This window comes from Streptomyces sp. NPDC088817, assembly GCF_044750345.1.
GTDB lineage: Bacteria > Actinomycetota > Actinomycetes > Streptomycetales > Streptomycetaceae > Streptomyces.
This window is the reverse complement of record NZ_JBIVJN010000001.1, coordinates 534,476-559,277: the sequence shown is the minus strand read 5'-3', so window position 1 is coordinate 559,277 and position 24,802 is coordinate 534,476. Positions and strand designations below refer to the sequence as shown.

General features: G+C 73.8%; 27 protein-coding genes. 13 read left to right on the top strand and 14 right to left on the bottom strand.

Going from position 1 to position 24,802, the window contains the following annotated elements:
- Positions 1 to 31 precede the first annotated feature (31 nt).
- The 5 genes from ACIP4X_RS02565 to ACIP4X_RS02545 all read left to right on the top strand — a co-directional run bounded on the left by ACIP4X_RS02565 (position 32) and on the right by ACIP4X_RS02545 (position 4,607).
- On the top strand, positions 32 to 1,858 hold the full coding sequence (locus tag ACIP4X_RS02565) for an ATP-binding protein (RefSeq protein ID WP_358729575.1): 1,827 nt from the start codon (positions 32 to 34) through the stop codon (positions 1,856 to 1,858).
- Between the two features lie 122 nt (positions 1,859 to 1,980).
- Positions 1,981 to 2,400 carry a roadblock/LC7 domain-containing protein gene (locus ACIP4X_RS02560; RefSeq protein ID WP_358729576.1) on the top strand — a complete coding sequence of 140 codons (420 nt, stop codon included), beginning with the start codon at positions 1,981 to 1,983 and terminating at the stop codon, positions 2,398 to 2,400.
- The gene (locus ACIP4X_RS02555; RefSeq protein ID WP_358729577.1) at positions 2,397 to 2,753 is read left to right on the top strand and encodes a DUF742 domain-containing protein; all 357 of its coding nucleotides are present in this window, start codon (positions 2,397 to 2,399) and stop codon (positions 2,751 to 2,753) included. Before ACIP4X_RS02560 ends, ACIP4X_RS02555 begins: the two co-directional genes overlap by 4 nt.
- A complete protein-coding gene (locus tag ACIP4X_RS02550) occupies positions 2,734 to 3,351 on the top strand; it encodes an ATP/GTP-binding protein (RefSeq protein WP_358729578.1) in 618 nt (205 codons plus the stop codon). The genes ACIP4X_RS02555 and ACIP4X_RS02550 overlap by 20 nt, the downstream gene beginning before the upstream one ends.
- Positions 3,348 to 4,607: a cytochrome P450 gene (locus ACIP4X_RS02545; protein WP_391453302.1), complete on the top strand. Its 1,260-nt coding sequence runs from the start codon at positions 3,348 to 3,350 to the stop codon at positions 4,605 to 4,607. The genes ACIP4X_RS02550 and ACIP4X_RS02545 overlap by 4 nt, the downstream gene beginning before the upstream one ends.
- A gap of 98 nt (positions 4,608 to 4,705) precedes the next feature.
- Here the strand turns inward: ACIP4X_RS02545 and ACIP4X_RS02540 are convergent, their stop codons facing one another.
- From ACIP4X_RS02540 to ACIP4X_RS02495, 10 genes are all read right to left on the bottom strand, one after another.
- Positions 4,706 to 5,932, bottom strand: a complete 1,227-nt coding sequence (locus tag ACIP4X_RS02540) for a cytochrome P450 (protein WP_358729580.1) — start codon at positions 5,930 to 5,932, stop codon at positions 4,706 to 4,708.
- 158 nt (positions 5,933 to 6,090) lie between these two features.
- Positions 6,091 to 6,894, bottom strand: coding sequence for an urease accessory protein UreD (locus ACIP4X_RS02535; protein ID WP_391453305.1), 804 nt, complete (start codon positions 6,892 to 6,894; stop codon positions 6,091 to 6,093).
- A 7-nt stretch (positions 6,895 to 6,901) separates the two neighbouring features.
- Entirely contained in the window at positions 6,902 to 7,594 is a 693-nt protein-coding gene (gene ureG / locus ACIP4X_RS02530; protein WP_391453307.1) for an urease accessory protein UreG, read from the bottom strand.
- Positions 7,584 to 8,294: an urease accessory UreF family protein gene (locus ACIP4X_RS02525; RefSeq protein ID WP_358729582.1), complete on the bottom strand. Its 711-nt coding sequence runs from the start codon at positions 8,292 to 8,294 to the stop codon at positions 7,584 to 7,586. Before ACIP4X_RS02525 ends, ureG begins: the two co-directional genes overlap by 11 nt.
- Before the next feature lie 41 nt (positions 8,295 to 8,335).
- Positions 8,336 to 10,045 carry an urease subunit alpha gene (locus tag ACIP4X_RS02520; RefSeq protein ID WP_391453310.1) on the bottom strand — a complete coding sequence of 570 codons (1,710 nt, stop codon included), beginning with the start codon at positions 10,043 to 10,045 and terminating at the stop codon, positions 8,336 to 8,338.
- Positions 10,038 to 10,349, bottom strand: coding sequence for an urease subunit beta (locus ACIP4X_RS02515; RefSeq protein WP_358729673.1), 312 nt, complete (start codon positions 10,347 to 10,349; stop codon positions 10,038 to 10,040). The genes ACIP4X_RS02520 and ACIP4X_RS02515 overlap by 8 nt, the downstream gene beginning before the upstream one ends.
- A 176-nt stretch (positions 10,350 to 10,525) precedes the next feature.
- Entirely contained in the window at positions 10,526 to 10,828 is a 303-nt protein-coding gene (locus ACIP4X_RS02510; protein ID WP_358729584.1) for an urease subunit gamma, read from the bottom strand.
- 95 nt (positions 10,829 to 10,923) lie between these two features.
- On the bottom strand, positions 10,924 to 11,415 hold the full coding sequence (locus ACIP4X_RS02505) for a hypothetical protein (RefSeq protein WP_358729585.1): 492 nt from the start codon (positions 11,413 to 11,415) through the stop codon (positions 10,924 to 10,926).
- A 96-nt stretch (positions 11,416 to 11,511) separates the two neighbouring features.
- Positions 11,512 to 11,880, bottom strand: a complete 369-nt coding sequence (locus tag ACIP4X_RS02500; protein WP_358729586.1) for a MazG-like family protein — start codon at positions 11,878 to 11,880, stop codon at positions 11,512 to 11,514.
- Between the two features lie 67 nt (positions 11,881 to 11,947).
- Positions 11,948 to 12,493, bottom strand: coding sequence for a DoxX family membrane protein (locus ACIP4X_RS02495; RefSeq protein ID WP_358729587.1), 546 nt, complete (start codon positions 12,491 to 12,493; stop codon positions 11,948 to 11,950).
- A gap of 141 nt (positions 12,494 to 12,634) precedes the next feature.
- Between ACIP4X_RS02495 and ACIP4X_RS02490 the strand changes: the two genes are divergently transcribed.
- The 3 genes from ACIP4X_RS02490 (at position 12,635) to ACIP4X_RS02480 (ending at position 15,363) form a co-directional block, all read left to right on the top strand.
- The gene (locus tag ACIP4X_RS02490) at positions 12,635 to 12,961 is read left to right on the top strand and encodes a nuclear transport factor 2 family protein (RefSeq protein ID WP_358729588.1); all 327 of its coding nucleotides are present in this window, start codon (positions 12,635 to 12,637) and stop codon (positions 12,959 to 12,961) included.
- Between the two features lie 69 nt (positions 12,962 to 13,030).
- Entirely contained in the window at positions 13,031 to 14,026 is a 996-nt protein-coding gene (locus ACIP4X_RS02485) for an aldo/keto reductase (RefSeq protein WP_391453314.1), read from the top strand.
- 143 nt (positions 14,027 to 14,169) lie between these two features.
- Entirely contained in the window at positions 14,170 to 15,363 is a 1,194-nt protein-coding gene (locus ACIP4X_RS02480) for a D-alanyl-D-alanine carboxypeptidase family protein (protein ID WP_391453316.1), read from the top strand.
- Between the two features lie 39 nt (positions 15,364 to 15,402).
- Here ACIP4X_RS02480 and ACIP4X_RS02475 read toward each other — a convergent pair whose 3' ends face one another.
- Both ACIP4X_RS02475 and ACIP4X_RS02470 read right to left on the bottom strand, forming a co-directional pair.
- Positions 15,403 to 16,161, bottom strand: coding sequence for an SDR family oxidoreductase (locus tag ACIP4X_RS02475; protein ID WP_358729591.1), 759 nt, complete (start codon positions 16,159 to 16,161; stop codon positions 15,403 to 15,405).
- Between the two features lie 109 nt (positions 16,162 to 16,270).
- On the bottom strand, positions 16,271 to 17,329 hold the full coding sequence (locus ACIP4X_RS02470) for a Gfo/Idh/MocA family oxidoreductase (protein WP_391453319.1): 1,059 nt from the start codon (positions 17,327 to 17,329) through the stop codon (positions 16,271 to 16,273).
- 153 nt (positions 17,330 to 17,482) lie between these two features.
- Here ACIP4X_RS02470 and ACIP4X_RS02465 point away from each other — a divergent pair, with 153 nt between their 5' ends.
- The 5 genes from ACIP4X_RS02465 (at position 17,483) to ACIP4X_RS02445 (ending at position 22,936) form a co-directional block, all read left to right on the top strand.
- Positions 17,483 to 18,790: a Bcr/CflA family efflux MFS transporter gene (locus ACIP4X_RS02465; RefSeq protein ID WP_391453321.1), complete on the top strand. Its 1,308-nt coding sequence runs from the start codon at positions 17,483 to 17,485 to the stop codon at positions 18,788 to 18,790.
- Entirely contained in the window at positions 18,739 to 19,926 is a 1,188-nt protein-coding gene (locus ACIP4X_RS02460; RefSeq protein ID WP_391453323.1) for a serine hydrolase, read from the top strand. The genes ACIP4X_RS02465 and ACIP4X_RS02460 overlap by 52 nt, the downstream gene beginning before the upstream one ends.
- 480 nt (positions 19,927 to 20,406) lie before the next feature.
- Entirely contained in the window at positions 20,407 to 21,402 is a 996-nt protein-coding gene (locus ACIP4X_RS02455) for a small ribosomal subunit Rsm22 family protein (RefSeq protein WP_358729594.1), read from the top strand.
- 66 nt (positions 21,403 to 21,468) lie between these two features.
- Complete coding sequence (locus tag ACIP4X_RS02450) at positions 21,469 to 22,098, top strand: TetR/AcrR family transcriptional regulator (RefSeq protein ID WP_358729595.1); 630 nt, start codon at positions 21,469 to 21,471, stop codon at positions 22,096 to 22,098.
- Between the two features lie 100 nt (positions 22,099 to 22,198).
- Positions 22,199 to 22,936, top strand: coding sequence for a bifunctional DNA primase/polymerase (locus ACIP4X_RS02445; protein WP_391453326.1), 738 nt, complete (start codon positions 22,199 to 22,201; stop codon positions 22,934 to 22,936).
- Positions 22,937 to 22,966: 30 nt separating this feature from the next.
- Here ACIP4X_RS02445 and ACIP4X_RS02440 read toward each other — a convergent pair whose 3' ends face one another.
- Together ACIP4X_RS02440 and efeU are read right to left on the bottom strand one after the other, a co-directional pair.
- Positions 22,967 to 23,968, bottom strand: coding sequence for a hypothetical protein (locus tag ACIP4X_RS02440; RefSeq protein ID WP_391453328.1), 1,002 nt, complete (start codon positions 23,966 to 23,968; stop codon positions 22,967 to 22,969).
- Positions 23,928 to 24,800 (bottom strand): iron uptake transporter permease EfeU, encoded by an 873-nt coding sequence (gene efeU / locus ACIP4X_RS02435; RefSeq protein ID WP_358729598.1) that lies wholly within the window; start codon positions 24,798 to 24,800, stop codon positions 23,928 to 23,930. The genes ACIP4X_RS02440 and efeU overlap by 41 nt, the downstream gene beginning before the upstream one ends.
- Positions 24,801 to 24,802 lie beyond the last annotated feature (2 nt).

The following is a 24,802-nucleotide window of genomic DNA, read 5'->3' as shown; positions in this document are numbered from 1 at the left end:
CTTCTGATCTCATGGACCGAGGGACCGCGGAATGTCAGTGCCTGCACCGCCCAGTCAGCCCCGGTCGGCGAAGGCGCCGCACACCTCGCCGACCGCGCCCCTCGCCGTACTGGTGGTGGGTGCCGCGGCCGGTGGTGCGGCCGTCGCCCTGGCGCCGTCCGGCGCCCGCACCTGGGCGCTGACCGTCACGGCGGTCGCCTGGGTGTGCCTGGCCGTGACCGTCCTCGTCAGCCACCGGCTCGTCCACCGGGCCCGGCGCACGGCCGCGGCACAGGCCGCCGAGACCGGCCGGCTCAAGGCGCAGTCCGCGCAGCTCTCGGCGGAGACCGCGCACCTGGTCAACGTGACCCTGCCCGCCGTGGCCAAGCAGCTCCGGGACGGCGCGGGCGCGGACGACGCGGTGGGCAGCGTGCCGCCGCCGTCCGACCCGCAACTCGGCCGGATCACGCACACCTTCGCCGCCGCCGTCGAGGAGGACGTGCGGCGCGCGGCCGCCCTGGACGACGAGTGCCGGCGGGCCCGCCAGGAACTGGCGGAGGCCACCGCCGCGCTGGAGCGGCTGGAGAAGGAGACGCTGCCCGCCGCCGTCGACCGGCTGCGCGACGGCCAGTCCGCCGACACGGTGCTCGCCGAACTCGACCTGCCGCGGCTGGCCATGGTGCGCACCCCGACCGAGTCGTTCGTCCGCGAACTCGCCCACAGCGAGCGGCGCGCCGCCGCGGCCCAGGCCGCCTCCGCCAAGGCGCTCAGCCGCGTCCAGGCCAAGTCCGTCAGCATGCTCGCCGACCTGCGGGAGATGCAGGAACGCCACGGCGAGGAGGTCTTCGGCGACCTGCTCAAGCTGGACCACAGCACCTCCCAGCTCGGCCTGATGACCGACCGGCTGGCACTCCTCATGGGCGGCCGGTCCAGCCGCGCGTGGAACAAGCCGATCGTGATGGAGAGCATCCTGCGCGGTGCCGTCGGCCGTATCGCCGCCTACCAGCGGGTGCGTCTGCACTGCGCCACCACCGCCGCGATCTCCGGCTTCGCCGCCGAGGGCGTCATGCATCTGCTCGCCGAACTGATGGACAACGCGGCGAACTTCTCCCCGCCCATCGACGAGGTGCACGTCTACGTCGAGGACCGCAGCGCCGGCATGGTCGTCACCATCGAGGACAGCGGCCTGAAGATGGCCGACGCGGCGATGCGCCGCGCCGAGGAGGCGGTGTCCGGCCGTGTGAACGACCTCGCCTCGCTCCAGGGCACCCGGCTCGGACTCGCCGTGGTCGGACGGCTCGCGGGCAAGTACGGCATCAGCGTCAACTACCGACCCTCCTCGCGCGGCGGCACCGGCGTCGTGGTCCTGCTGCCCCCGCAACTGCTCGCCCAGCAGCGCGAGTCGATCCCGCGCGAGGCGACCGGCCGCCCCGCCGCGGGAACCGCGCCCACGCCCGGTCCCGCCGCGGCCACGTCGCCGGCCCCCGCCCCCGCGTCCGCCCCCGCCCCTGCGCCCGCACCGGCCTCCGCGCCCGAGCCCCCCTCGCGCCCACGAGCCCCGGAGCGGCCCGCCGTCCGGCCCGAGCCGCCCGAACAGGAACAGCCCCGCCGTGCCACCGGCGCCACGCTGAACGGCCTGCCCGTCCGCGCCCCCGGCCGCACCATGGCCGAGGCGGAACGGGAGCGCGAGCAGCGCCGGTCGGCGGCCGACGCGGCATCCGAGGCGGCGTCCGGCACGAAGTCCGAGGCGCCCGACGGAGTCCGCCCGGCACGCGACGCCGGTTCACGCTTCGGCGCCTTCCACCGCGGGCGCCGCGCCGCGGGCGGCACCACCGGACCGGACGCCCGGCCCGAGTCCGAGCCGCCCGCCGCCCCGTAGCCCGCCGCCCCCTTCCCGTACGGCGCCCGGGGCGTCGGCGCCCACGTCACGCTCGATTTCCTGAGATTGGAGGAACGGGCCGGTGACCGGTCGAACCGGGCACCACCGTCCCATCACCCATCATGCAGACCACAGACAACAGCCTCACCTGGCTCCTTCAGAGCCTCCTGGAGCGCACCCCGGGCACCCGGCACGCCCTGGCCCTGTCCCGGGACGGCCTCAAGCTGTGCTGGACCGAACACCTGGCCCTGGACCAGGCCGACCAACTGGCCGCGATCTGCTCCGGCATCCAGGCCCTCGCCCAGGGCGCCTCCATGGAGTTCGGCGACGGCAGCGGCGGCGTCCGGCAGTCCATGACCGAGTTCCACGGCGGCCTGCTGTTCATCGTCGAGGCGGGCGAGGGAGCGCATCTGGCCGTCCTCGCCGACGAGGACGCCGACCCCGGCGTCGTCGGCCATCAGATGACTGAGCTGGTCGAGCAGATCGGCGAGCACCTGCGCGCCCTGCCCCGAGAGCCCGTCCCGGGGAGTGCCACCTCGTGATGCGCAAACCCGTGGACACCGGTGACCCGGACCGGCTCTACACGGTCACGGCCGGCCGCAGCCGCGCCGACGAATCCTTCGACCTGGTCACTCTCATCGTCAGTGAGTGCCGGCCCACCGCGGGAATGCAGTCGGAGCACACCCGGATCCTGGAGCTGTGCCAACACCCCACGGCCGTCGTCGAGATCGCCGCTGAGCTGAGACTGCCCATCACGGTGGTGCGGATCCTGCTCGGCGACCTGCTCGACATGGGCCGTATCACCGCCCGCCACCCGCGTGCGGCGCGGTCCGTCGCCTCGCTCCCCGATTCCGCCCTTCTCAAGGAGGTGCTCCATGGGCTCCGCAACCTCTGAGCTGCCCTCCCACCGCACGCCACTGGACGACGCCGCCGAGACCGGCCTGAAGATCGTCATCGTGGGCGGTTTCGGTGTCGGCAAGACCACCCTGGTGCGCTCGGTCAGCGAGATCCGGCCGCTGAACACCGAGGAGGTGATGACGCAGGCCGGCGTCGGCGTCGACGAGACCAGCGCGGTCGCCACGAAGACGACCACGACGGTCGCGTTCGACTTCGGCCGGATCAGCCTCAACGAGCGCATGGTGCTGTACCTGTTCGGCGCCCCGGGCCAGGAGCGCTTCTGGTTCCTGTGGGACAGGCTGTTCTCCGGCACCCTGGGCGCCGTGGTGCTCGTGGACACCCGCCGGATGGACGACTCCTGGTACGCGATCGACCGGCTGGAGCACCACAAGACGCCGTTCGTGGTGGCCGTCAACCGGTTCGACGACGACACCGACCGGTACTCCCTCGACGAGATCCGCCAGGCGCTCGCCCTGCCCGAGCACGTGCCGATGCTCGACTGCGACGCACGGGTCCGGCAGTCCGGCAAGGACGTGCTGATCACCCTCGTGGACCACCTGTACGAACTGGCCATGGCCCAGGAGGCGACCCCGTGACCGACCCCTCTTCCGCGCGACCGGCTCCGCCGGGCTGCCCGGCTCACCAGCCCGACGCGGTGCGCCTGGCGGGGCTGGAGTACCAGCAGACGCCGTCGCAGCTCTACCGCGCGCTGCGCTGGGAGCACGGCCCGGTCGCGCCGGTGCTGCTCGACGGGGACATCCCGGCCTGGCTGGTGCTCGGCTACTCCGAGGTCACCTATGTGACCAGCCACGACGAGCTGTTCGCGCGGGACTCACGGCGCTGGAACCAGTGGGAGAACATCCCGGCGGACTGGCCGCTGATGCCGTACGTCGGCTACCAGCCGTCGGTGCTGTTCACCGAGGGCGACGAGCACCGGCGGCGGGCCGGGGTGATCACCGAGGCACTGGAGGGCGTCGACCAGTTCGAGCTGGCCCGCAACTGCCAGTTGATCGCCGACCGGCTGATCGCCGACTTCGCGGGCAGCGGCCACGCGGAGCTGATGTCCGGTTATGTGCACGCCCTGCCAATGCGGGCCGTGGTGCAGATGTGCGGCATGCCGCTCTCGGGCGAGGACACCCAGCAGCTCGTCGACGACCTGCGGATCTCGCTGGACGCGGCCGAGGGCGACGACCCGGTGGCCGCGTACGGGCGGGTGGGCGAGCGGCTGCGGCAGCTCGTGAAGGACAAGCGGGTCAGCCCTGGCCCCGACGTCACCTCGCGCATGCTGCGGCATTCGGCGGGGCTGACGGACGAGGAGATCGTCCAGGACCTGATCTCGGTGATCGCCGCGGCGCAGCAGCCGACGGCGAACTGGATCTGCAACACGCTGCGACTGCTGCTGACGGACGAGCGGTTCGCCGTGAACGTGTCGGGCGGCCGGCTCAGTGTGGGCGAGGCGCTCAACGAGGCGCTGTGGCTGGACACGCCGACGCAGAACTTCATCGGGCGCTGGGCCGTCCGCGACACCCAGCTCGGCGGGCGGCAGATCAGGACCGGCGACTGCCTGGTGCTGGGCCTGGCCGCGGCCAACACCGATCCGCAGATCTGGCCCGAGTCGCATGTGGGCGCGGAGAACGCCGCGCACCTGTCGTTCAGCAACGGCGAGCACCGCTGCCCCTATCCGGCACCGCTGCTGGCGGACGTGATGGCGAGGACGGCGGTCGAGACGCTGCTGGAGCGGCTGCCCGACCTGGTCCTCTCGGTGGACGCGGGGACGCTGACCTGGCGTCCGTCGATCTGGATGCGGGGGCTGATGTCGCTTCCGGTGCGGTTCACGCCGGTGGTGCACTAGTAGCGACACGCTACTAGTCGGGTGGTGCGCCAGGCGGGCGGATGGGCCCCTCTTCCTGGAAGGGGCCCATTGCCTCGGCGGTGGCGCGGGGCGGTTGATCAGGCGGTCACGGGTGTGAACCGCACCGGCAGACGCTCCGGTCCGCGGGTGAAGACGCCCTGCTCGGCCGGGTCGAAGCCGTCGGCGAGACGCAGGTCCGGCATGGCGTCCAGCAGTTGGCCGACCCCGATCTCGACCTCCGCCTTGGCGAGCAGCGCGCCCACGCAGAAGTGCCGGCCGAGCGCGAAGGCCAGGTGGTCGGCGGCGGCCGAGAAGGCCGTCGTGGCGGTGAGGTCGTCGCGGAAGATGTCGAAGCGGTCGGGGTCGCGGTAGCGGTTCTCGTCGCGGTTGGCCGCGCCGATCAGGCAGGTGACGGTGACGCCCGCGGGTATGGTGCCGCCGCTGAGCTCCACCTCGGTCGCGGACTGCCGCATGATCATGTGGACGGGCGGGGTGTACCGCAGGGTCTCGGCGAAAGCGCGCGGGATCAGGTCGCGGTCCGCGCGGACGGCGGCGAGCTGGTCGGGGTGGAGCAGCAGGTTCGCGAAGATGCTGGCGATCGCCTTGTCGGTGGTCTCGCCGCCGGCGGCGAGCAGCAGGCTGCAGAACGCCTTGATGTCCTCGTCGCTCATCCGCACGCCGTCCACCTCCGCGGCGCACAGCGTCGACAGCAGGTCGTCGCCCAGGTTGTCGCGCCGCTCGCGGATGATCGGCAGCATGTACTCGGCGAACTCGACACGGGTCCGCTCACCCGCCGCCGCTACCTCGGGGTCGCCCGAGAGGTTGCCGAGGAAGGCGATCACGGACGTGTACCAGCGGTGGAAGCGCGCGTGGTCGGCCTTGTCGAGGCCCAGCATGTCGGCGATGACGTTGACCGGGAAGCGGGTGGCGTAGTCGCCCACCAGGTCGGCGGAGCCGGAGTTCCGGAAGCCGTCGATCAGTTCGCGCGAGTTGCGCTCGATGACGGGCAGGAACTTCTCCTGGAGGTCGGCGCCGCGGAAGGCGGGGGCCACCAGGGCGCGGCGCACGGCGTGCTCACGGCCGCTGAGCTGGAGGATCGTCTTGCCGTGCACCGGCTCGATCTGCCAGTCGTAGTTGTCGGTGGTGAACTCGCCCTGCTTGTCCTTGAAGACGCGCTCGACGTCCTCGTAGCGCGAGACGATGTAACTCTGCGTGGCCTCGTGCCAGATGAGGGGCGCGGTGTCGCGCATCAGACGGTACGCCGGGTAGGGGTCCGCGGCGAACTCCGGCGAGAGGATGTCGGGCACCTGCTGCGCGGTGGACATGGGGCTCCCTCAAAGTGAGTGACTGGCTTACGGCACAAGGTAATTGATCAACAGTCAACCAAGACAGCCCCCACCCCCTCCCCAGCCGCCCCACCAGCATCCCTTGGCCGAAAACCACCTCTTGCGCGTGGCCGAAGGGGCCCGGCCGGTCCGCCGTGTCAGCCCTTGACCGTCCGCGACTGCGACGTCGCCAGGCCGGTCAGGCCCTGGTCGAGCAGTCGGCGCAGGGTGAGGGCGTCGTCGGCCAGGGCGGTGAGCAGGGTGGCGCCGGGGGAGAGGGGCATGACGGCCGCGTCGGCGGTGGGGGGTGCGGGCGGGAGCGCGGGACCGCCGGGGGCGACGACGAGCAGGGTGCCCAGGGCTCGCCGGCCGCCGGTCACGGCCGGGCCGTGCCAGCCCGGGACGTCCGGGCCGACGGTGAACTCCTGGTCGTGGAGTGGACGGCCGGCGAGGGTCACCCGCAGGCGCTGGCGGAAGGTGCCCGGGGTCTCGCCGTGGCGGCCCAGGAGCAGTTCCTCGCGGGCGAGCAGGCGGGCGCCCGGCTCCAGGTCGACGCGTGTCGTGGCGTGGTGGTCGCAGCGGCCGGCGGCGATCACCGGTTCGGGCAGCCACACCAGGGTGCCGCCCGGCGCGACCCGCAGGCGGGCCTCGGTGTGCGAGGGGCGGCCGTGCGGCCCCGGCAGCACCAGGGTCGCCGCCACACCGCGTACGACGAGCGCCGCACCCGCCGCGACCTCGACGTCCAGCCGCAGGTGGTCGCCGCCGATCGGGCCCGCGGCCGCGGCGGCCAGCGCCACGTGGGCGGCGCCGGGCGGGTTCCAGCGGCCCGTCGGCCCGACGGCGAAGGGGATCGTGGGCCGCCAGATCAGCGGCGCCTCGGAGCGGAGGCGGCTGATCCGGGTCCTGGTCCCGCCGGACCGGTCCCGCTCGGCCGTCACCGCCAGGCGGGCGTGTGCCCGCATCACCGGGTCACCGGGCGGGGACGGCGAGACAGTGCCGAACCCACGCGGCGACGTCGGCGGCGGTCGGGTCCCGGACCAGCGAGGTGAACAGCACCGGCAGGTCGCCGCGCTTGGCACGGGCGTCACGGTCCATGACGGCGAGGTCCGCGCCGACCTGCGGCGCCAGATCGGTCTTGTTGACGACCAGCAGGTCGGCCGAGGTCACCCCCGGCCCGCCCTTGCGGGGCACCTTGTCCCCGCCGGCCACGTCGATGACGAAGATCTGATGGTGGACCAGCCCGCGGCTGAACGTGGCGGTGAGGTTGTCCCCGCCGCTCTCCAGGAGGACGAGGTCGAGCGGCGGCAGGGTCGCCTCCAGTTCCTCCACCGCTTCGAGGTTGGCGGAGATGTCGTCGCGGATCGCGGTGTGCGGGCACGCCCCCGTCTCGACCGCCCGGACCCGCTCGGCGGCCAGGACGCCGTTGCGCAGCAGGAAGTCGGCGTCCTCGGTGGTGTAGATGTCGTTGGTGACCACGGCCAGGGAGAACTCCGGGGCCAGCGTGCGGCACAGCGCCGCGACCAGCGCGGTCTTGCCGGATCCGACCGGGCCGCCGATGCCGATGCGCAGCGCCCGGCCGGGGCTGCGGGGCAGGGTCCCCCGCGCGTCGGCGTGCGCGTGGACGTGGGCCCGATCGGGGCGAGGGGTGGGGTCAGGACGCAAAGAGACGCACCTCCCAGGCGGAGTGGTGTTCGGCACGGATGTCGAGCAGGGGGCCCGCACGGGACGGGAGATCCGCGGGCGCGGTGTCCGCGTGGCCCGCCGCCCCGGCGGCGACGGCGGCGATCCGCGGTCCCAGCCGGGCGAGGGCCGCGTGGACTTCGAACGGGTCGAGGCCGAGCAGCCGCACGGCGGCCGTCGCCGGGGTGAGCACCGCTTCGTGGGCGGCGGCCAGCGCCGCGGCGTCCGGACCCAGACCCGCCGCCGCGGCCACCGCGCCGAGGGCGACCGGCTGATGGGGGCCCTGCCCGGGCGCCGCGCTCAACTCGTCCAGGCGGGGGTGGGGCCAGACCGTACGGCCCGCCCGCAGCAGTTGCCGTCCCAGGCGGCGGGAGGCGGTACGCAACGCCGGCGACGGGGTCCTGGCGGCGAACTCGCGGTCCAGCAGCTCAAGTTGCTCGACGGGGGAGTCCCCTCGGCGGCCCGTACCGCCGAAGGCGGCGCACGCCGCGGCCGTGAACGCGGCGCTCACCAAGCCGGTCGTCGCCAGCCGTCCCCGCAGGAACTCCTCCAGCGCGGGCAGGTCGTCCACGCCGTCCAGGGCCGCCGCCGCTTCCAGACCACCGGAATGCGCGTGCCCGCCGGAGGGGAAGCGCCCGTCGGCGAGCAGCAGCAGCGCCGGCGGTGTCGGCTGCGGTCGCATGGTGTCGTGGGTGTTCATCGAGGCGCGTCGATGTCGTGGAGTCAGAAGAGGAAGTAGCGCTGTGCCATGGGCACTTCGGCCGCGGGTTCGTGCTCGATCAGTTCGCCGTCGACCCGCACGGCGTACGTGTCGGCGTCGACCTCGATACGCGGAGTGGCCGTGTTCTCCGGAAGGTCCCGCTTGCCGCGGCCGCGTACGTTCTCCACGGCCACGAGCCGCCGCCGCAGCCCCAGGCGGTCCGCGAGGCCGTCCTCGACGGCCGCCGGCGCGACGAAGGCGACGCCGCTCGCGGCGGCCGCCGGGCTGCCCACGTTGTAGCCCATCCGGTTCAGCACCGGCTGGGGCGTGGGGATCGACGCGTTCGGGTCGCCGAGGGCGGCGCTCGCGGCCATCCCGGCCTTGAACACGACCGTGGGCCGTACCCCGAACAGGGCGGGCTGCCACAGCACCAGGTCGGCCAGCTTCCCGGGCTCGACGGAACCGACCTCGCGTTCGAGGCCGTGGGCCACCGCCGGGCAGATCGTGTACTTGGCGACGTAGCGGCGGGCCCGGTGGTTGTCGGCCCCGCTGTCGCCGGGCAGTGAGCCGCGCAGCTCCTTCATCCGGTGGGCGGTCTGCCACGTCCGCGACACGACCTCCGTGATCCGGCCCATCGCCTGGGCGTCCGAGGACATGATCGAGAGCGCCCCGAGGTCGTGCAGCACGTCCTCGGCGGCGATGGTCGTGGGCCGTACCCGGCTCTCGGCGAACGCGAGGTCGTTGGGCACCTGCGGGTTGAGGTGGTGGGCCACCATCACCATGTCCAGCGCCTCGGCCACCGTGTTGACGGTGAACGGGCGGGTCGGATTGGTCGAGGCGGGCAGCACGTTCGGCTCACCGGCGATGCGGATGATGTCCGGTGCGTGGCCGCCGCCCGCGCCCTCGGTGTGGTACGCGTGGAACGTCCGGCCGCCCACGGCGGCGAGCAGATCCTCCACGAAACCCGCCTCGTTGAGGGTGTCGCTGTGGATCGCGACCTGAACTCCGGCCTGGTCGGCGACGGTCAGCGCGGCGTCGATCGCGGCCGGGGTGGCACCCCAGTCCTCGTGCACCTTGAACCCGCCCGCCCCGCCGCGCAGTTGCTCCCACAGCGCCTCGGGGGACACGGTGTTGCCGCGGGCCAGGAACAGCACGTTGAGCGGCCAGGGCTCGCAGGCCTCCAGCATCCGCCGCAGCCACCAGGCGCCCGGCGTGGCCAGGGTCGCCTTCGACCCCTCGGTGGGTCCGGTGCCGCCGCCGACGAACGTGGTGGTGCCCGCCGCGAGGGCCTCCTCGAACATGGCCGGGCCGACGAAGTGCACATGGGTGTCGATCGTGCCCGCCGTCAGGATCAACCCGTTGCCGGCCGCGATCTCCGTGGAGGGGCCGATGACGAGGTCGGGGTGGACCCCGTCCATGGTCTCGGGGTTGCCCGCCTTGCCCAGCGCCACGATCCGGCCGTCCCGGACGCCGACGTCGGCCTTGACCACTCCCCAGTGGTCAAGGACCACCGCGCCGGTGATGACCAGGTCCGGTGTTCCCTCGCCGCGGGTGGCCCGCGACTGGCCCATGGACTCCCGGATGGATTTGCCGCCGCCGAAGACGGCCTCGTCGCCGCCGCCGCAGAGGTCCCGCTCGACCTCGATGAACAGGTTGGTGTCGGCCAGGCGGACCCGGTCCCCGGTGGTCGGGCCGAACGATGCCTCGTACTCGCGTCGGCCGATCTCAGCCATCGAGTTCACCTCCGCACAGACCGCGCAGTCCGGCCACGATCCGCCGCCCCCCGATCGGGACCAGCTCCACCTCCTCCACGTCCCCGGGCTCGAAACGCACCGAGCCGCCCGAGAGCACGTTGAGCCGCCGCCCCCACGCGGCCTCACGGTCGAACTCCAGCGCGGCGTTGACCTCCGCGAAATGGAAGTGCGAACCGACCTGGACGGGACGGTCGCCGGTGTTCTCCACCCGCAGCCGGGTGACCTCCTTGCCGGCGTTGATCACGACCGGGTCGTCGCCGTAGAGCACTTCGCCCGGGATCAGGGGCTCGTCGGTCTCCGGATGTCTCCCCGTGTAGTGCCGCCGGGCCGCCTGCGGCGACCCGGTCCCGCCCCGCCGTGGCAGGCTGGGGCTGCCGACGCCGCTGGACGGGTGCAGCACCGAGCCGTGCTGGTCGTGCCGGCCCGGGTCGTCGCCGGGATGGCCGCCGCTCTTCATGATCATGAGATCGGCCCCGTCACCGTGATCAGGTTCGTGCCGTCGGGGAAGGTCGCCTCGACCTGCACCTGCCCCAGCATCTCCGGCACGCCCTCCATCACGTCGTCGCGACCGAGCACCGCTCGTCCGGACTCCATGAGTTCGGTGACCGTACGGCCGTCGCGCGCACCCTCGAGGAGGAACGACGTGATCACCGCGGTGGCCTCCGGCAGATTCAGCCTCAGGCCCCGCTCCTTGCGCTCCAGGGCCAGCTTCGCGGCCGTGTAGATCATCAGGCGCTCACGCTCGTGCAACGTCAGAAGCATCGGCCGCCTCCACGGGGCGAGAGGAAGAACCACGCTCTTGCAGTTAATCCCAAACGTGTCCCCGTCGCAGAGCGAGAGCTCACCCCGCGTGACGCTCAGCGGGCCCTGCCGACGGGCCCGACCTCCTCCGCGCGTACGCCGCCCGCCCGGGCGTGGGCCAGGGCAGCCCGCCGCGACCGGCCGTCCCGTGGCAGGTGGAAGGCCTGGAGGGAATGGCGCGCTCCGCCCGTGTCGAAGCGGTCGACGACCCTGCCCAGCGGGTTCCGCAGCCGCCCGTCCGGCATGAGGACGCCGGCCGGCTGGGAGAAGCGGGCCCGCTGCACGGCGTCGAAGTCGACCCAGCTCGCACCGGCGTGGCGCACCAGCACCTCGCCCACGTACGCCCCGAGGCCGAGCAGCGGCCCCCGTACGCGCTCGCGCGACGCGCCGCTCTTGCGCATGCCGTCGATCAGGAAGTCGACGATCCGCAGACTCGCCACGGAGTAGTCCAGGGGTACCCGGCTGCGCTCCGTGAGACGGGCGACCAGGACGGCCGCGCGCCGGGGCATCCCCTCCGCGTACGGAACGCTCTCGTCGGCCTCGGCCATGGAAATTCCACCCTTCGCTTGCCAGGGGGCCTTGACGGGCCCCTGATCAGCAAGCGGATTCCGCCACCGGAACGTCACGCGCGGGCGGGGGCCCGCTCAGGTCTCCCCACGCGGTCCCAGCGACCGCTGCCTGACCCGGTCCAGATGGCGGGCGAAGACCTCCCGGGCCTGGGGGGTCAGGGCGCGCAGGGCCACCAGGGCGCTGATCACCACGTCGCACAGTTCCGCCTCGACGTCGTCCCAGGTGTGGGTGGTGCCCTTGCGCGGGTTCTGGCCGGTCGCGCCGATCACCGCCTGGGCGACCTCGCCGACCTCCTCCGACAGCTTCAGGACCCCCGGCAGCACCGCCGCCTCCCGGCTCTCACCGAAGGGGCGGTGCCCGTCCAGCCAGGCCCACAGGTCGTCGACGGTGGACCAGAGATCCTCGGGTGGTGCCGGCGCGGAGCCGGGGTGCTGATCGCTCATGCGGCGCAGCCTGCCACGACCCGCCCGTCCCGTTCCGTGAAAAGCGCCTTCCGCTGTTCCTGGTCGCCTACTCCTCGAAGAGCGCCTCCTGCTCGCCCTCCTTCTCCCGGCGCAGCCGCCGGACCCGCGCGCCCAGGACGACGGACGTCGCCGCGGCCACCGTCGCGAACGCCGCGGGGACCATCCAGCCGCGGTTGACGGCGTGCCCGAGGGCGTGGTCCAGGGAGAGCCGGCCGGGGCCCGTGATCGCCAGGCCCGCGGAGGTCAGGCCGAGCGAAGCCGCGTACTCGTAGCCGCCGCTCTGGGCGAAGAAGCCGCTGGGCGCGTGCACCGCGGCCGCCCCCGCCATCGCGCCGGCCGCCGCCGCGCCCGCCGCCGGGGTCGCAAGGCCCAGGGCGAGGAGCAGGCCGCCGCCGGCCTCCGACAGCCCGGCCGCCATCGCGCTCGCCTTCCCCGGCCGGTAGCCCACGGACTCCATGAACCGGCCGGTCCCCTCGATCCCGCCCCCGCCGAACCAGCCAAGGAGCTTCTGCGCTCCGTGCGCGGCCAGCACACCGCCGGTACCCAGCCGGAGCAGCAGCAGGCCAAGATCACGTCGGTCGTAACAGGTCACGGTGACTCCCAAGACGTACGGCGGGAACAGCGGTTACGGACCGCTTCCGGGTGTCCACCGTCGCACCGCCCACACTCCGCCGGCCCGTCCTGGGCGCCGTCCGGGTGGCGGGGTCCCCGGGGCCGGTGTGACGCTGCCGACATGACGATTCAGACCGCCAGACTGAGCGACCCGGCCGTCCGTGCCTTCGTCACCGCCGTCAACGCCCACGACCGCGAGGGCTTCATGCACCTGCTCGCGCCCGGCGCGACCATGGCGGACGACGGGGCCGACCGCGACCTCGCGGAGTGGATCGAGGCGGAGATCTTCGCCACGCACGGCCACATGGAGGTCGACAACGAGTCCGCCGGCGGCCGCGCCCTCCTCGCCCGCTACCGCAACGACACCTGGGGCGAGATGCGCACCCGGTGGTCGTTCACCATCACCGACGACGGCCGGATCTCACGGTTCGAGACCGGCCAGGCGTAGCCCGCGGACACGGGGTCCCGTACCGGGGCCTTGCCCTCGCGTGCGCTCCAACTCGTAGCGTCCCGGGACATGGAGACCACCACCTTCACCAGGACACTGGGACGCGGCGGGATCGAGGTCGGTGCGCTCGGCTTCGGGTGCTGGGCGATCGGCGGGGAGTGGCGTTCGGCGGACGGGCAGCCGCTCGGCTGGGGCAGGGTGGACGACGAGGAGTCCGTACGGGCGATCCGGCGCGCCCTCGACCTCGGCGTCACCTTCTTCGACACGGCGGACGTCTACGGCTGTGGGCACAGCGAGCGGGTGCTCGGGCGGGCCCTGGGCAGGCGGCGGGACGAGGTCGTCGTCGCCACCAAGTGGGGCAACCTGTTCGACGAGCGCACCCGCACTGCCGACGGCCAGGACGCCACCCCCGAGTACGCGCGCCGCGCGCTCACCGCGTGCCTCGCCCGCCTCGGCACCGACCACGTCGACCTGTACCAGCTGCACCTCTCCGACGCACGGCCCGGCGACGCGGCCGCCCTTCGGGACGCCTGCGAGGACTTCGTGGCCGAGGGGCTGATCAGGGCCTACGCCTGGAGTACGGACGATCCCGCCCGCGCGGCCGTCTTCGCCGAGGGCGAGCACTGCGCGGCCGTGCAGCACGCGCTGAACGTGCTCCAGGACGCGCCCGGGATGCTCGCGCTGTGCGAGGAGCGGGGCCTCGCGAGCGTGAACCGCAGCCCGCTGGCCATGGGTCTGCTCACCGGCAAGCACGCCGGGCGCGCGCCCCTGGAGGCGGGGGACATCCGCAGCCGGCCGCCCGCCTGGCTGAAGGGCTTCGGGTACGGCTCCGGCGCCGACCCGGACTGGCTGGACCGCGTCGAGGCGCTGCGTGAGGTGCTGACCAGCGGCGGCCGTACGCTCGCCCAGGGCGCCCTGGCCTGGCTGTGGGCGCGCAGCGAGCGAACCATTCCCATCCCGGGCTTCCGCTCGGTCGCCCAGGCCGAGGAGAACGCGAACGCGCTGGCCAAGGGCGCGCTGACGGCCGCAGACCTGGCCGAGACCGACCGCATCCTGGGGCGGTGACGGTGACGGGGCGCGAGCCGGGGGGAGGGAGGGGCGAGGGGCAATTCGACAGGGCATTCGGTGACTCGTCCTTTGATGATCTTTTGATCAGGCTTTGAGGACATGTCGTGCACGGGCTCAGGCTCGCTCTGTACGGTCCCGGGGTGCGTGTTTCCTCTCGGTCCCCCCACGGCCTGTCCCGGCGTTCCCTGCTCACCCTCGCCACGGCCGCCGTGACCGCCACCGGCCCGGCCGCGTCCACCGCGGTCGCCGCCCCCGCCGCGATCGGCGGCGAGCGGCTGGCCCGTACGAAAGCGCAGGTGAGCGGTGCCACCGGCCTACTGGGCCGGCTCACCGCCCGCGCCTGGCTCCTCGCCGACTGGGAGACGGGGCACGTGCTCGCCGCCTACCGCGCCCACCAGCCCCTCGCGCCCGCCTCCACGCTGAAGATGCTGTTCGCGGACACGGTGCTGCGGAAGTTCCACCGTGCCCAGCGGCACACCGTCACCGAGGCCGAGCTGGCCGACATCCCCATGGGCTCCAGCCTCGTGGGGATCCGGCCCGGGACCACGTACACGGTGGAGCAGCTCTGGCAGGGCGTCTTCCTGCGCTCGGGCAACGACGCCGTGCACGTGCTCGCCCACATGAACGGCGGGGTGGCGAAGACCGTCGCCGAGATGCAGGCCAGGGCCCAGGACCTCCAGGCCCTGGACACCCACGTGGTCAGCCCGGACGGCTTCGACCACCCCGGTCAGCTGTCCTCGGCGTACGACCTGACGCTGATCGCCCGGCACGGGCTGCGCAACGCCGACTTCCGCGGCTACTGCGGCACGCACGCCGCCGACTTCCCGGCCGGCCGGAGCAGGACCTTCCAGATCCAGAACACCGACCGCCTGCTGACCGGAGCCTGGGGCCTGAAGGCGTACCACGGCCTGATCGGGGTGAAGAACGGCTACACCAGCGACGCCGGCAACACCTTCACCGGCGCGGCCGTACGCGGCGGCCGCACCCTGCTCGCCACGGTGCTCAACCCCGCGGCCGGCAGCAACGCCGTCTACGAGGAGACCGCCGCCCTGCTCGACTGGGGCTTCGGGCAGGGCGGTTCCGCGCGGCCCGTCGGCACGCTGGTCGAGCCGCTGAGCGAGGGCGGGAAGAAGGCGGACGCGGACGCCCCGCCCGTGCGGCAGGCGACACCGGCCGCCGCCGGGCCGCCGGGCGCGGCGGCGGACACGAGCCCCTCGGCCTGGCGGCTGCTGGAAGGCGCCGGCGGTACGGTCGCGCTGCTGGCCGGCGGCGTGTGGGCGCTGCGCCGGCGCCGGGCCGCGGCCGCCGCGTCCGGGGGACGCCACCGGCGCTGAGCCGTCCGCGCCGGGCCGTGCGGGCCCGTTCCGGGCGGCTCAGCCCCGTCCCACGTACGGCATCGCCGTCGCCAGTACCGTCGCGAACTGCACGTTCGCCTCCAGCGGCAGTTCCGCCATGTGCCGCACGGTGCGCGCCACGTCGGCCACGTCCATCACGGGCTCCGGGACCACCTCCCCGTTGGCCTGGAGGGCACCCGACTCCATCCGCGCCGTCATGTCGGTGGCCGCGTTGCCGATGTCGATCTGCCCGACCGCGATCCGGTACGGCCGCCCGTCCAGGGAGAGCGCCTTGGTCAGGCCGGTCAGGGCGTGCTTGGTGGCGGTGTAGGGCGCCGAGTGGGGCCGGGGCGTGTGCGCCGAGATCGAGCCGTTGTTGATGATCCGGCCGCCCTGCGGGTCCTGCTCCTTCATCCGCCGGTACGCCGCCTGGGCGCACAGGAAGGCCCCGTTGAGGTTGGTGTCCACCACGTGCCGCCACGCCTCGTAGGACAGGTCCTCCACCGGCACGCCGCCCGGCCCGAACGTGCCCGCGTTGTTGAACAGCAGGTCGACCCGCCCGAACCGGTCGACGGTGGCGGCGAACAGCGCGGCCACGTCGTCCGGCCGGGCCACGTCGGCGCGTACGGCGAGGGAGGCGGCCTCCGGGGCGAGCGCCGCCGTCTCCTCCAGCGTCTCGCGGCGGCGCCCCGCCAGGGCCACGGACCAGCCCGCGCGCAGCAGTTCCACGGCGACGGCCCGCCCGATGCCCGAGCCGGCCCCGGTCACCACCGCGATCTTCGATTGCCTGTCGGTCATGGCACCGGAGCGTACGAGGACGGTCCGCGGAGCGGAATCCACCGTCCGCCATACGGATGCCCGCGAGGGCCGTGAGTGTGTCTCCGGACGCCCGCCGGTGTCGCGGGGCTCAGGCGAGCGCGGCCTCCCGGGCCCGCCCGGCGCCCGGTCCGTCCGCCTCGCCCGGATACCGCACGCCGATCCGCTCCCGCACCGCGTCCAGCGTCCGCATCACCGCCAGGGTGCCCTCCAGCGGCACGAGCGGGGACTCCGTCTCGCCCGCGCGCAGGGCCCGCATCACCTCCCGCGCCTCGTGCCGCAGGGTGGTGCGCGGACCGTCGGCCGGATCCGCGGTGAACTCCTCCGGGTCACGGCCGTGCCGGCGCAGCACGAAACGGTCGGGGTGGAAGAAGCCGGAGGGCACGTCGATCCGGCCCTCGGAGCCGGTGACCGAGGCGCAGGTGGCCGTGGATCCCGTGATGGAGCAGTGCAGTTGGGCCAGCGCGCCGCTGTCCCAGGAGAGCAGCGCGCCGGTCTGCAGGTCGACGCCCTCCGCGGAGAGCACCGCCCTGGCCGTCACGTCCGACGGCTCGCCGAGCAGCAGCTGCGCGAACGACACCGGGTAGACGCCGAGGTCGAGCAGCGCCCCGCCGCCCAGGTGCGGGTCGCGCAGCCGGTGCGAGGGCGGGAAGGGGCCGGCGAGCCCGAAGTCGGCCTGAACGGTGCGTACTTCGCCGATCGCGCCGTCGTCGACCAGTGCCTTCAGGCGCCGTACCAGCGGATTGCAGTACATCCACATGGCCTCCATCAGGAACCGGTCGTGCTCCCGGGCGAGCGCGACGAGTTCCCCGGCCTGCCGCAGGTTCAGCGTGAACGGCTTCTCGCACAGCACGTTCCGCCCGGCCGCGAGGCACAGCCCGGCGGCCGCCCGGTGGGCCGTGTGCGGGGCGGCGACGTAGACGACGTCGACGTCCTGGTCCCGGGCGAGCGACTCCCAGTCGCCGTACGCCCGCGGGATCCCGAACCGTTCGGCGAACGCCTTCGCCGGCTCCTCGGTGCGCGAGGCCACCGCCACGACCTCGGCGTCCGGCAGGTCCACCAGGTCCGCGGTGAACGCGGCCGCGATCTGGCCGGTCGCCAGAACGCCCCAGCGCACCGTCTGTTCCGTCACCCCGGACACTTCCGACATCCCGGACCTCACTCTCGCTCACGCGTTCCTCGGCACGGTGTACGAGCTGAGAGCATAGGCGGCGGATCAGCCGGACAGGCCCGGAGAGGGCCGAAGAGGGCCACGAGCGGGCCGAAGAGGGCCACGAGCGGGCCGGGAGAGGAAGGGACACACATGTCGGAGGGTGGGGCGCCCGCACCGCACGCGCCGCGGACGGCCGTACCGGAGCGGGGACTCGCCGGACCACCGGCGCGCTCGGCCCGCCGCGCCGGGCTGCTGGTGACGCTGATCCTCGGCGGGCTGACGGCGACGCCTCCGCTCGCGATGGACATGTACCTCCCCTCCCTGCCGGAGGTCACCCGGTCCCTGCACGCCCCGGCCGCGACCGTCCAGCTCACGCTGACCGCCTGCCTGGCCGGCATGGCGCTCGGGCAGATGGTGGTCGGCCCGATGAGCGACCGGTGGGGGCGCCGCCGCCCGCTGCTGGCGGGGCTCGCCGTCTACGTCCTCGCCACCGCGCTGTGCTCGCTCGCCCCGAACGTCGAGACGCTGGTCGCCTTCCGGCTGGCCCAGGGCCTGGCGGGCGCGGCCGGCATCGTGATCGCCCGCGCGGTCGTGCGGGACCTCTACGACGGCGTGGCCATGGCCCGCTTCTTCTCCACCCTGATGCTGATATCCGGGGTCGCCCCGATCGTGGCGCCGCTGATCGGCGGGCAGATCCTGCGGGTGACGGACTGGCGGGGCGTGTTCGTCGTCCTCACGGTGGTCGGGGCGCTGCTGGCCGTGGTCGTCTGGACCCGGCTGCCGGAGACCCTGCCGCCCGCCCGCCGGCACGGCGGCGGCGTGGGCGAGACGCTCGGCTCGATGCGCCGGCTGCTTGCCGACCGCGCCTTCACCGGATACCTGCTCGCGGGCGGCTTCGCCTTCGCCGCGCTGTTCGCGTACATCGCCGCCTCGCCGTTCGTGATCCAGGAGATCTACGGCGCCTCCCCGCAGACGTACAGCCTGCTGTTCGGGCTCAACTCGGTCGGGCTGGTCATCGTGGGCCAGGTCAACGGCCGGGTGCTGGTCGGACGGGTCCGCCTCGACCGGGTGCTGGCCGTCGGCCTCGTGGTGGTCATCCTGGCCGCGGCCGCGCTGCTGCTGATGGCCACGGGGGTCTTCGGCGAGGTGGGCCTGGTGCCCGTGGCCGCCGCGCTGTTCGTGCTCATGTCCGCGATGGGCGTCACCCTGCCCAACACCCAGGCGCTCGCGCTGATGCGCACCCGCGAGCACGCCGGTTCCGCGTCCGCCCTGCTCGGCACGTCCTCCTTCCTCATCGGCGCGGTCGCCTCCCCGCTGGTCGGGATCGCCGGGGAGCACACCGCCGTGCCCATGGCGCTGGTCCAACTGGCGGCCGCGCTGGTGGCGCTGGCCTGCTTCATGGGAATGTGCCGTCCCTGGAGGCCATATGCGGCCGAGAGCGTGCAGGAGGAGAGCTGAGCGCACCGAGACTGCGCGGGGACACACCGGAGAAGGCCGGACTCGACCTCGCCGAGCTGCGTCACCTCGTCCGCGAGGTCCACGACCTCACCACCGGGGAGCGGCCCTGGGCGGCCGGCGCCGTCGTCCTCGCCGGACGCGGCCCGGTGATCGCCGTCGCCGAGGCGGCGGGCTGGGCGGTGCGGTACGCGTCCTACGACCCCGCCACCGACCGGGGCGTCGAACTCCCGCCCGACCGGCGGGTGCCGATGACCGTGGACACGCCGTTCGACCTGGCCTCCCTCACCAAGCTGTTCACCGCGGTCGCCGCCGTGCAGCAGATCGAGCGGGGCACGTTGGGCATCGACGCGCGGGTGGGGGCGTACCTGCCGGAGTTCCGCGCGGCCGCCGCACACGGCGTCACCGTACGGCAGTTGCTCACCCACACCTCCGGGCTGCGCCCCGAACTCCCGCTGTACGACTGCCCCGACGCGGCCTCCCGGTCGGCGATGCTGCGCGCCGAGGCTCCGGTGGGCGTGCCCGGCACGTACACCTACTCGGACCTCAACCCGCTGCTGCTCCAGCACGTCCTGGAACGGATCACCGGCCGCACCCTGGACGTCCTGGTCCGCGACGGGATCACCCGCCCGCTGGGCATGGCGTCCACCGGCTTCGGCCCGTGCCCCGGCGCGGCGGCGACCGAGGACCAGCGGCGGCCGTGGGCCAAGGCGGACCGGGGGATGCTGCGGGGCGAGGTCCACGACGAGAACGCCTGGGCGCTGGGCGGTGTGGCCGGTCACGCGGGCCTGTTCTCGACGGGCCCCGACCTCGCGGTCTTCTGCCGCGCGCTGCTCGCGGGCGGCTCCTACGGTCCCGCCCGGATCCTCGGCCCCGACTTCGTCGACCTGCTCCTCGCCCCACCGGGCCTGGGTTTCGCCGTGGACCAGCCCTGGTTCATGGGCGAACTGGCGGGCCACGGAGCAGCGGGCCACACGGGCTTCACCGGCACGTCCCTGACCCTCGACCGGGCCACGGACACCTTCCTCATCCTCCTGGCCAACACGGTCCACCCCCGCCGCCGCCCCCCATCAAGCACCCCCCGCGCAACAGCGGCAACCCACCTGTCCCGAGCAATCCGCAACACCCACCGGATCTGAGGGACCGAGTGCACCCGGTGGCCTGTCGGTCCCGACGGTCCAGAGGGACGCGAGCCCCTCACGCGTGGCGGCGACCCGGCCGCGGTCGGGGGCCCGTGCCGGTCCCGAGGGAGGTGAGCGGGCTACCGCTCGGCGGGGGCGAGCCGGCCGGTGAGGGCAAGGGCGACGCTCACGCTGTCCAGCACGCCGCCCCCGTCGGCGCGGGCGGCCCGCGGCGCCCATCGGGGGCGCGAGCCCCGCGGGCAGCCGGGCCCGAGGGGGCGCGGGACCCTCACGTGTGGCGGCCATCCGGCCGGCGCAAGTGGTCGGGGTTCGTCCCGGGCCCGGGGGAGGTGAGCGGGTCACCCCTCGGTGGGGGCGGGTCGGCCGGTGGGGGCGGTGTGCTCTCCAACGCGTCGACCCTGTCAGGCCGGTGGTCCCCGTTGGGCCCGGAGGGCCTCGGCGGTTCTGGGGGGCCGGTGGAGCTGAGAGAATTGGACGGTGAACGACGTTGTATCGCCGTCGGAGACTCTCCGTGCCGCGCTGTCCGGGTTGCTCGACGGGCTGCCGCCCCGGCAGGCGGCGGGGGCCGTGGAGCGGCTGATCGCCAATTACCGGGGGAGCACCCCGACCGACGCCCCGATCCTGCGCGACCGCGCCGACGTGGTCGCGTACGCCGCGTACCGGATGCCGGCCACCTTCGAGGCGGTGCGCTCGGCGCTGGCCGCGTTCGCGCAGGCCGCGCCGGAGTGGACGCCCGCCGGTCACACCGACGTCGGCGGCGGCACCGGCGCCGCCGCCTGGGCCGCCGCCGCCACCTGGGACGGCATCCGCCCGGTGACCGTGCTCGACTGGGCCGAGCCCGCGCTCGCCCTCGGCCGCCGGATCGCCGAGGCCGACCCCGCCCTGCGGGACGCCCGCTGGCAGCGCGCCCGGATCGGCGCGCAGCTCACCCTCGACGACACCGACCTCGTCACCGTCTCCTACGTCCTGGGCGAGCTGACCGCCCTCGACCGCGCGGCCGTCGTGGACGCCGCCGCGGCCGCCGCCCGCGCCGTCGTGGTCGTCGAACCCGGCACACCCGACGGCTACGCCCGCGTCATCGAGGCCCGGGACCGCCTGATCGCGGCCGGCTTCCGGATCGCCGCGCCCTGCCCGCACAGCGCCGCCTGCCCGATCGTGCCCGGCACCGACTGGTGCCACTTCTCGGCCCGGGTCAGCCGCTCCTCCCTGCACCGGCAGGTCAAGGGCGGCTCCCTCGCCTACGAGGACGAGAAGTTCAGCTACGTCGCCGCCACCCGCTTCCCGGTCACCCCGGCCCCCGCACGCGTCGTCCGCCGCCCCCAGATCCGCAAGGGCCAGGTCCTGCTCAACCTGTGCGCCCCCGACGAGGGCCTGCGCCGCGAGACGGTCACCAAACGCCACGGCGACCTGTACAAGGCGGCCCGCGACACGGACTGGGGCGACCCCTGGCCGCCCTCCGACCCCACTCGCTGAGGCCGGGACCCAGCCCGCCCGGGAGCAGCGAGACGCACCGTCTCACCGCCCTGCTACCGTCGGCGCATGCCCGACAAGCCCGCCCCCGACGCCAGCCGCCGCAACGAGAAGTCCCGCCGCGCGATCTACGCCGCCGCCCTCGCGCTCGTCGCCGAGACCGGGTACCCGAAGACCACGATCGAGGCGATCGCCGCGCGGGCCGGGGTGGGCAAGCAGACGATCTACCGCTGGTGGCCCTCGAAGGCGGACGTCCTCATGGAGGCGTTCCTCGACCTCGGCGAACAGGCGGCGGCCCGGCAGCAGGACGCGCGGGGCGACCGGCAGCCCGAGGGGATCCCCGACACCGGCGACCTCGCCGCCGACCTCAAGACCGTCCTGCGCGCCACCGTCGACGCACTCTTCGACCCGGCGTTCGAGGCGCCCGCCCGCGCCCTGGCCGCCGAGGGCCTGGTGAACGACCAGCTCGGCCGGCAGTACGTGGCCAAGCTGCTCCAGCCGCAGCTCGAGCTGTACGTCCACCGGCTCCGCTCGGCCCAGGACACCGGCGCCGTACGCCCCGACATCGACCCGCGCATCGCCCTGGAACTCTTCGTCTCCCCGCTGGCCCAGCGCTGGCTCCAGCGCACCGCGCCCGTCTCCTACGAGTACACCGACACCCTCGTCGACTACGCGCTGCACGGGCTCGCGCCCCGCTGAGCACCGCCCCGGCCACCCCGGTTGCGGGCTCCGGCCCCCCGAGGCGGAGGATGGTGGGACCATGGGACATGCTGTCCACACCAGCGAGGTCAGGGGATAAATGAGCGCGGAGTTCGGCGGTCGTACCGGCCGGGAGGGCAAACTCACCAGGTGGCTGCGGGGACGCCGCCCCAAGGAGACCGCCGGCGAAGGCGGCCGTGAGGACCTGCTGCTCGCCGCCGCCACCGCGGGACTGCCCCTGGCGCCCGCCGCGCACCCGGCCACCGGATACGGCTGCTCCTGCGACCGCGTCGGCTGTCCCACCCCCGCCCGGCACCCGGTGTCGTTCGCCTGGCAGACGCAGTCGACCACCGACCGCGCCCAGATCGAGCGCTGGGCCCGGCACCAGCCGGAGGCCAACTTCATCACCGCGACCGGAATGGTGCACGACGTCCTCGACGTGCCCGTGGAGGCCGGCAACGAGGCCCTGGAGCGGCTGCTCGCCGAGGGCGTGGAGGTCGGTCCGGTCGCCGAGAGCGACGACGGGCGCATGCTGTTCTTCACCCTCACCCGCGGCACGCCCGAGGACGAGGACGAGTGGTGGCCCTGCGAGCTGGACTGCCACCCGGAGACCATGGACGAGCACCCGGGCCTGCGCTGGCACTGCCGCGGCTCCTACGTCCTGGTCCCGCCGGCCCGTCTGCCCGGCGACGACGACCAGCAGGTGCGCTGGCTGCGGGGCCCCGAGTTCGCGCTCCCGGACCCCCTGAGCCTGCTGGAACCCCTCACCGACGCCTGCGCCCGCCACGCCGCCGAGGGCCCGGACTCCCACTCCTCGTCCTGGCCCCTGCACCGCTGACCCCTTGGGGCCCGCGGCGTCCGCGCCGTCCTACCCGCCCTGGGCCGAGGTCAGGCCCTGGACGCGGGCCAGTATCGACACCTGCTGTCCGGTCGCGCCCTTCGGCGGATCGAGGGCCACCTCGTTGGAGAAGAACTCCATGGTCAGCGACTGCCTGACCTCGCCCGTGGTGAGGGCCTGGACGTCCTTGTTGGGGGTGGGCACGGAGGCACCCTCGGCGGAGGTCTGCTTCTCGTAGTGGCGGGTGGTGAAGAACACCAGCGCCCCGCCGTCCGCGGTGCGCAGCGCCAGCGGCGCGAAGGCGCCGTCCGTCCTGGGCTGGTCGATGTACTGCCGCGCCAGCCCCGGCCGGCTCGCGGCCCTGTCGCGCAGCTCGCGCCAGCCGGTGGTGTGCGGGCCGTCGGCGAACAGGTCCCCGCCGTTGCCCAGGTACGTCGCGTAGCTCCGGCTCAAGTCGCCGGGCACGACCGCCAGTTCGGGGCTGCTCTCGGGCAGGGCCTCGGCCAGGCCGTCCTTGTCCTTGCGGAACTCCGGTATCTTCCCGGGGGCCACCAGCGTCAGATAGGCCACCCGCCACTCCTCGGTGGCGCCGTAGCGCAGGAACACCAGCAGCCAGCGCTGGTTGCCGCCCTTGTTGCCCTTGGCGTCGGCGAGGAACCAGCGCGGCCAGCCCGCCTTCTGCGGGATCGTGAACCTGGCGTCCGTCAGCGTCAACGGGGTGTGCGACGGGTTGCCGTCCGGGTGGTTGGCGCGCCCGGCCTTCAGCCGCGCCCCGTCGATGGCGCCGAGCGCGCCGACGACGAAGTCCGCGTCCAGGGTGCGGTCGTAGGCCTTGTCGGCCGCGTTGTAGGCGTCCGTGAACCGTGTCAGCGCCTTCGCGGCCTCCGCGGGGGTGGTGGCCGGAAGCACCTCGCGCTCACCGTGCACCACCACGCACCCGCTCGCGGTCAGCGTCAGCGCGGCCGCCGTGACCGTCGCCGTCGCCCAGCGTTCAAGCCTGCGAAGCCTGCGAGGGCCGCGAACCCTGCTCATCAGCCACCGTCACCTTCCTCTTCCCGGAGGCGAACCCTACCGGGACGAAGAAGAGGGTGAGCGTCGGGACCAAGTACAGCAGCCACACCGTGACCTGAAGCACCGTCGGGTCGGGCTGGAAGTTGAACACGCCCTTCAGCAGCGTGCCGTACCAGCTGTCCGGCGGCACGGCGCCGCTGATGTCGAAGGCCAGATCGCCAAGGCCCGGGACCCAGGCGGCCTCCTGGAGGTCGTGCAGGCCGTAGGCCAGCACACCCGCCGCGACGACGACCAGCATGGCGCCGGTCCAGGTGAAGAACTTGGCGAGGTTGATCCGCAGCGCGCCCCGGTAGAACAGCCAGCCGAGCAGGACCGCCGTGGCCAGGCCGAGGGCGACGCCGATCAGCGGGCGCGGGGTGCCGTCGGAGGCCGCGTGCACCGACGCCCACACGAACAGCGCCGTCTCCAGGCCCTCACGGCCCACGGCCAGGAACGCGGTGGCGACCAGCGCGCCCGTGCCCATCGCCAGCGCCTGGTCCAGCTTGCCGTGCAGCTCCGACTTCAGGTGCCGGGCGGTGCGCCGCATCCAGAAGACCATCCAGGTCACCAGGCCGACCGCGATGATCGACAGGCTTCCGCCGAGCGCCTCCTGCGCCTCGAACGTCAGCTCCTGGGAGCCGAATTCGAGGACGCAGCCGAAGCCCATGGCGATGGCGATCGCGATGCCGATACCGGTCCAGATCGGCTTCAGGGCGTCCCTGCGGCCGGTCTTGACCAGATAGGCGATCAGGATGCACACGACGAGGCTGGCTTCCAGCCCCTCGCGCAGGCCGATCAGATAGTTGGAGAACACGG

What these genes read in the sequence shown, in the direction of transcription:
- ACIP4X_RS02565 (WP_358729575.1), top strand. Translation starts at nt 32, where the DNA reads ATGTCAGTGCCTGCACCGCCCAGTCAGCCCCGGTCGGCGAAGGCGCCG.
- ACIP4X_RS02560 (WP_358729576.1), top strand. Translation starts at nt 1,981, where the DNA reads ATGCAGACCACAGACAACAGCCTCACCTGGCTCCTTCAGAGCCTCCTG.
- ACIP4X_RS02550 (WP_358729578.1), top strand. Translation starts at nt 2,734, where the DNA reads ATGGGCTCCGCAACCTCTGAGCTGCCCTCCCACCGCACGCCACTGGAC.
- ACIP4X_RS02540 (WP_358729580.1), bottom strand. Translation starts at nt 5,932, where the DNA reads ATGTCCACCGCGCAGCAGGTGCCCGACATCCTCTCGCCGGAGTTCGCC.
- ACIP4X_RS02535 (WP_391453305.1), bottom strand. Translation starts at nt 6,894, where the DNA reads ATGCGGGCACACGCCCGCCTGGCGGTGACGGCCGAGCGGGACCGGTCC.
- ACIP4X_RS02525 (WP_358729582.1), bottom strand. Translation starts at nt 8,294, where the DNA reads ATGCGACCGCAGCCGACACCGCCGGCGCTGCTGCTGCTCGCCGACGGG.
- ACIP4X_RS02520 (WP_391453310.1), bottom strand. Translation starts at nt 10,045, where the DNA reads ATGGCTGAGATCGGCCGACGCGAGTACGAGGCATCGTTCGGCCCGACC.
- ACIP4X_RS02510 (WP_358729584.1), bottom strand. Translation starts at nt 10,828, where the DNA reads ATGCTTCTGACGTTGCACGAGCGTGAGCGCCTGATGATCTACACGGCC.
- ACIP4X_RS02505 (WP_358729585.1), bottom strand. Translation starts at nt 11,415, where the DNA reads ATGGCCGAGGCCGACGAGAGCGTTCCGTACGCGGAGGGGATGCCCCGG.
- ACIP4X_RS02500 (WP_358729586.1), bottom strand. Translation starts at nt 11,880, where the DNA reads ATGAGCGATCAGCACCCCGGCTCCGCGCCGGCACCACCCGAGGATCTC.
- ACIP4X_RS02490 (WP_358729588.1), top strand. Translation starts at nt 12,635, where the DNA reads ATGACGATTCAGACCGCCAGACTGAGCGACCCGGCCGTCCGTGCCTTC.
- ACIP4X_RS02485 (WP_391453314.1), top strand. Translation starts at nt 13,031, where the DNA reads ATGGAGACCACCACCTTCACCAGGACACTGGGACGCGGCGGGATCGAG.
- ACIP4X_RS02475 (WP_358729591.1), bottom strand. Translation starts at nt 16,161, where the DNA reads ATGACCGACAGGCAATCGAAGATCGCGGTGGTGACCGGGGCCGGCTCG.
- ACIP4X_RS02470 (WP_391453319.1), bottom strand. Translation starts at nt 17,329, where the DNA reads ATGTCGGAAGTGTCCGGGGTGACGGAACAGACGGTGCGCTGGGGCGTT.
- ACIP4X_RS02465 (WP_391453321.1), top strand. Translation starts at nt 17,483, where the DNA reads ATGTCGGAGGGTGGGGCGCCCGCACCGCACGCGCCGCGGACGGCCGTA.
- ACIP4X_RS02450 (WP_358729595.1), top strand. Translation starts at nt 21,469, where the DNA reads ATGCCCGACAAGCCCGCCCCCGACGCCAGCCGCCGCAACGAGAAGTCC.
- ACIP4X_RS02445 (WP_391453326.1), top strand. Translation starts at nt 22,199, where the DNA reads ATGAGCGCGGAGTTCGGCGGTCGTACCGGCCGGGAGGGCAAACTCACC.
- ACIP4X_RS02440 (WP_391453328.1), bottom strand. Translation starts at nt 23,968, where the DNA reads ATGAGCAGGGTTCGCGGCCCTCGCAGGCTTCGCAGGCTTGAACGCTGG.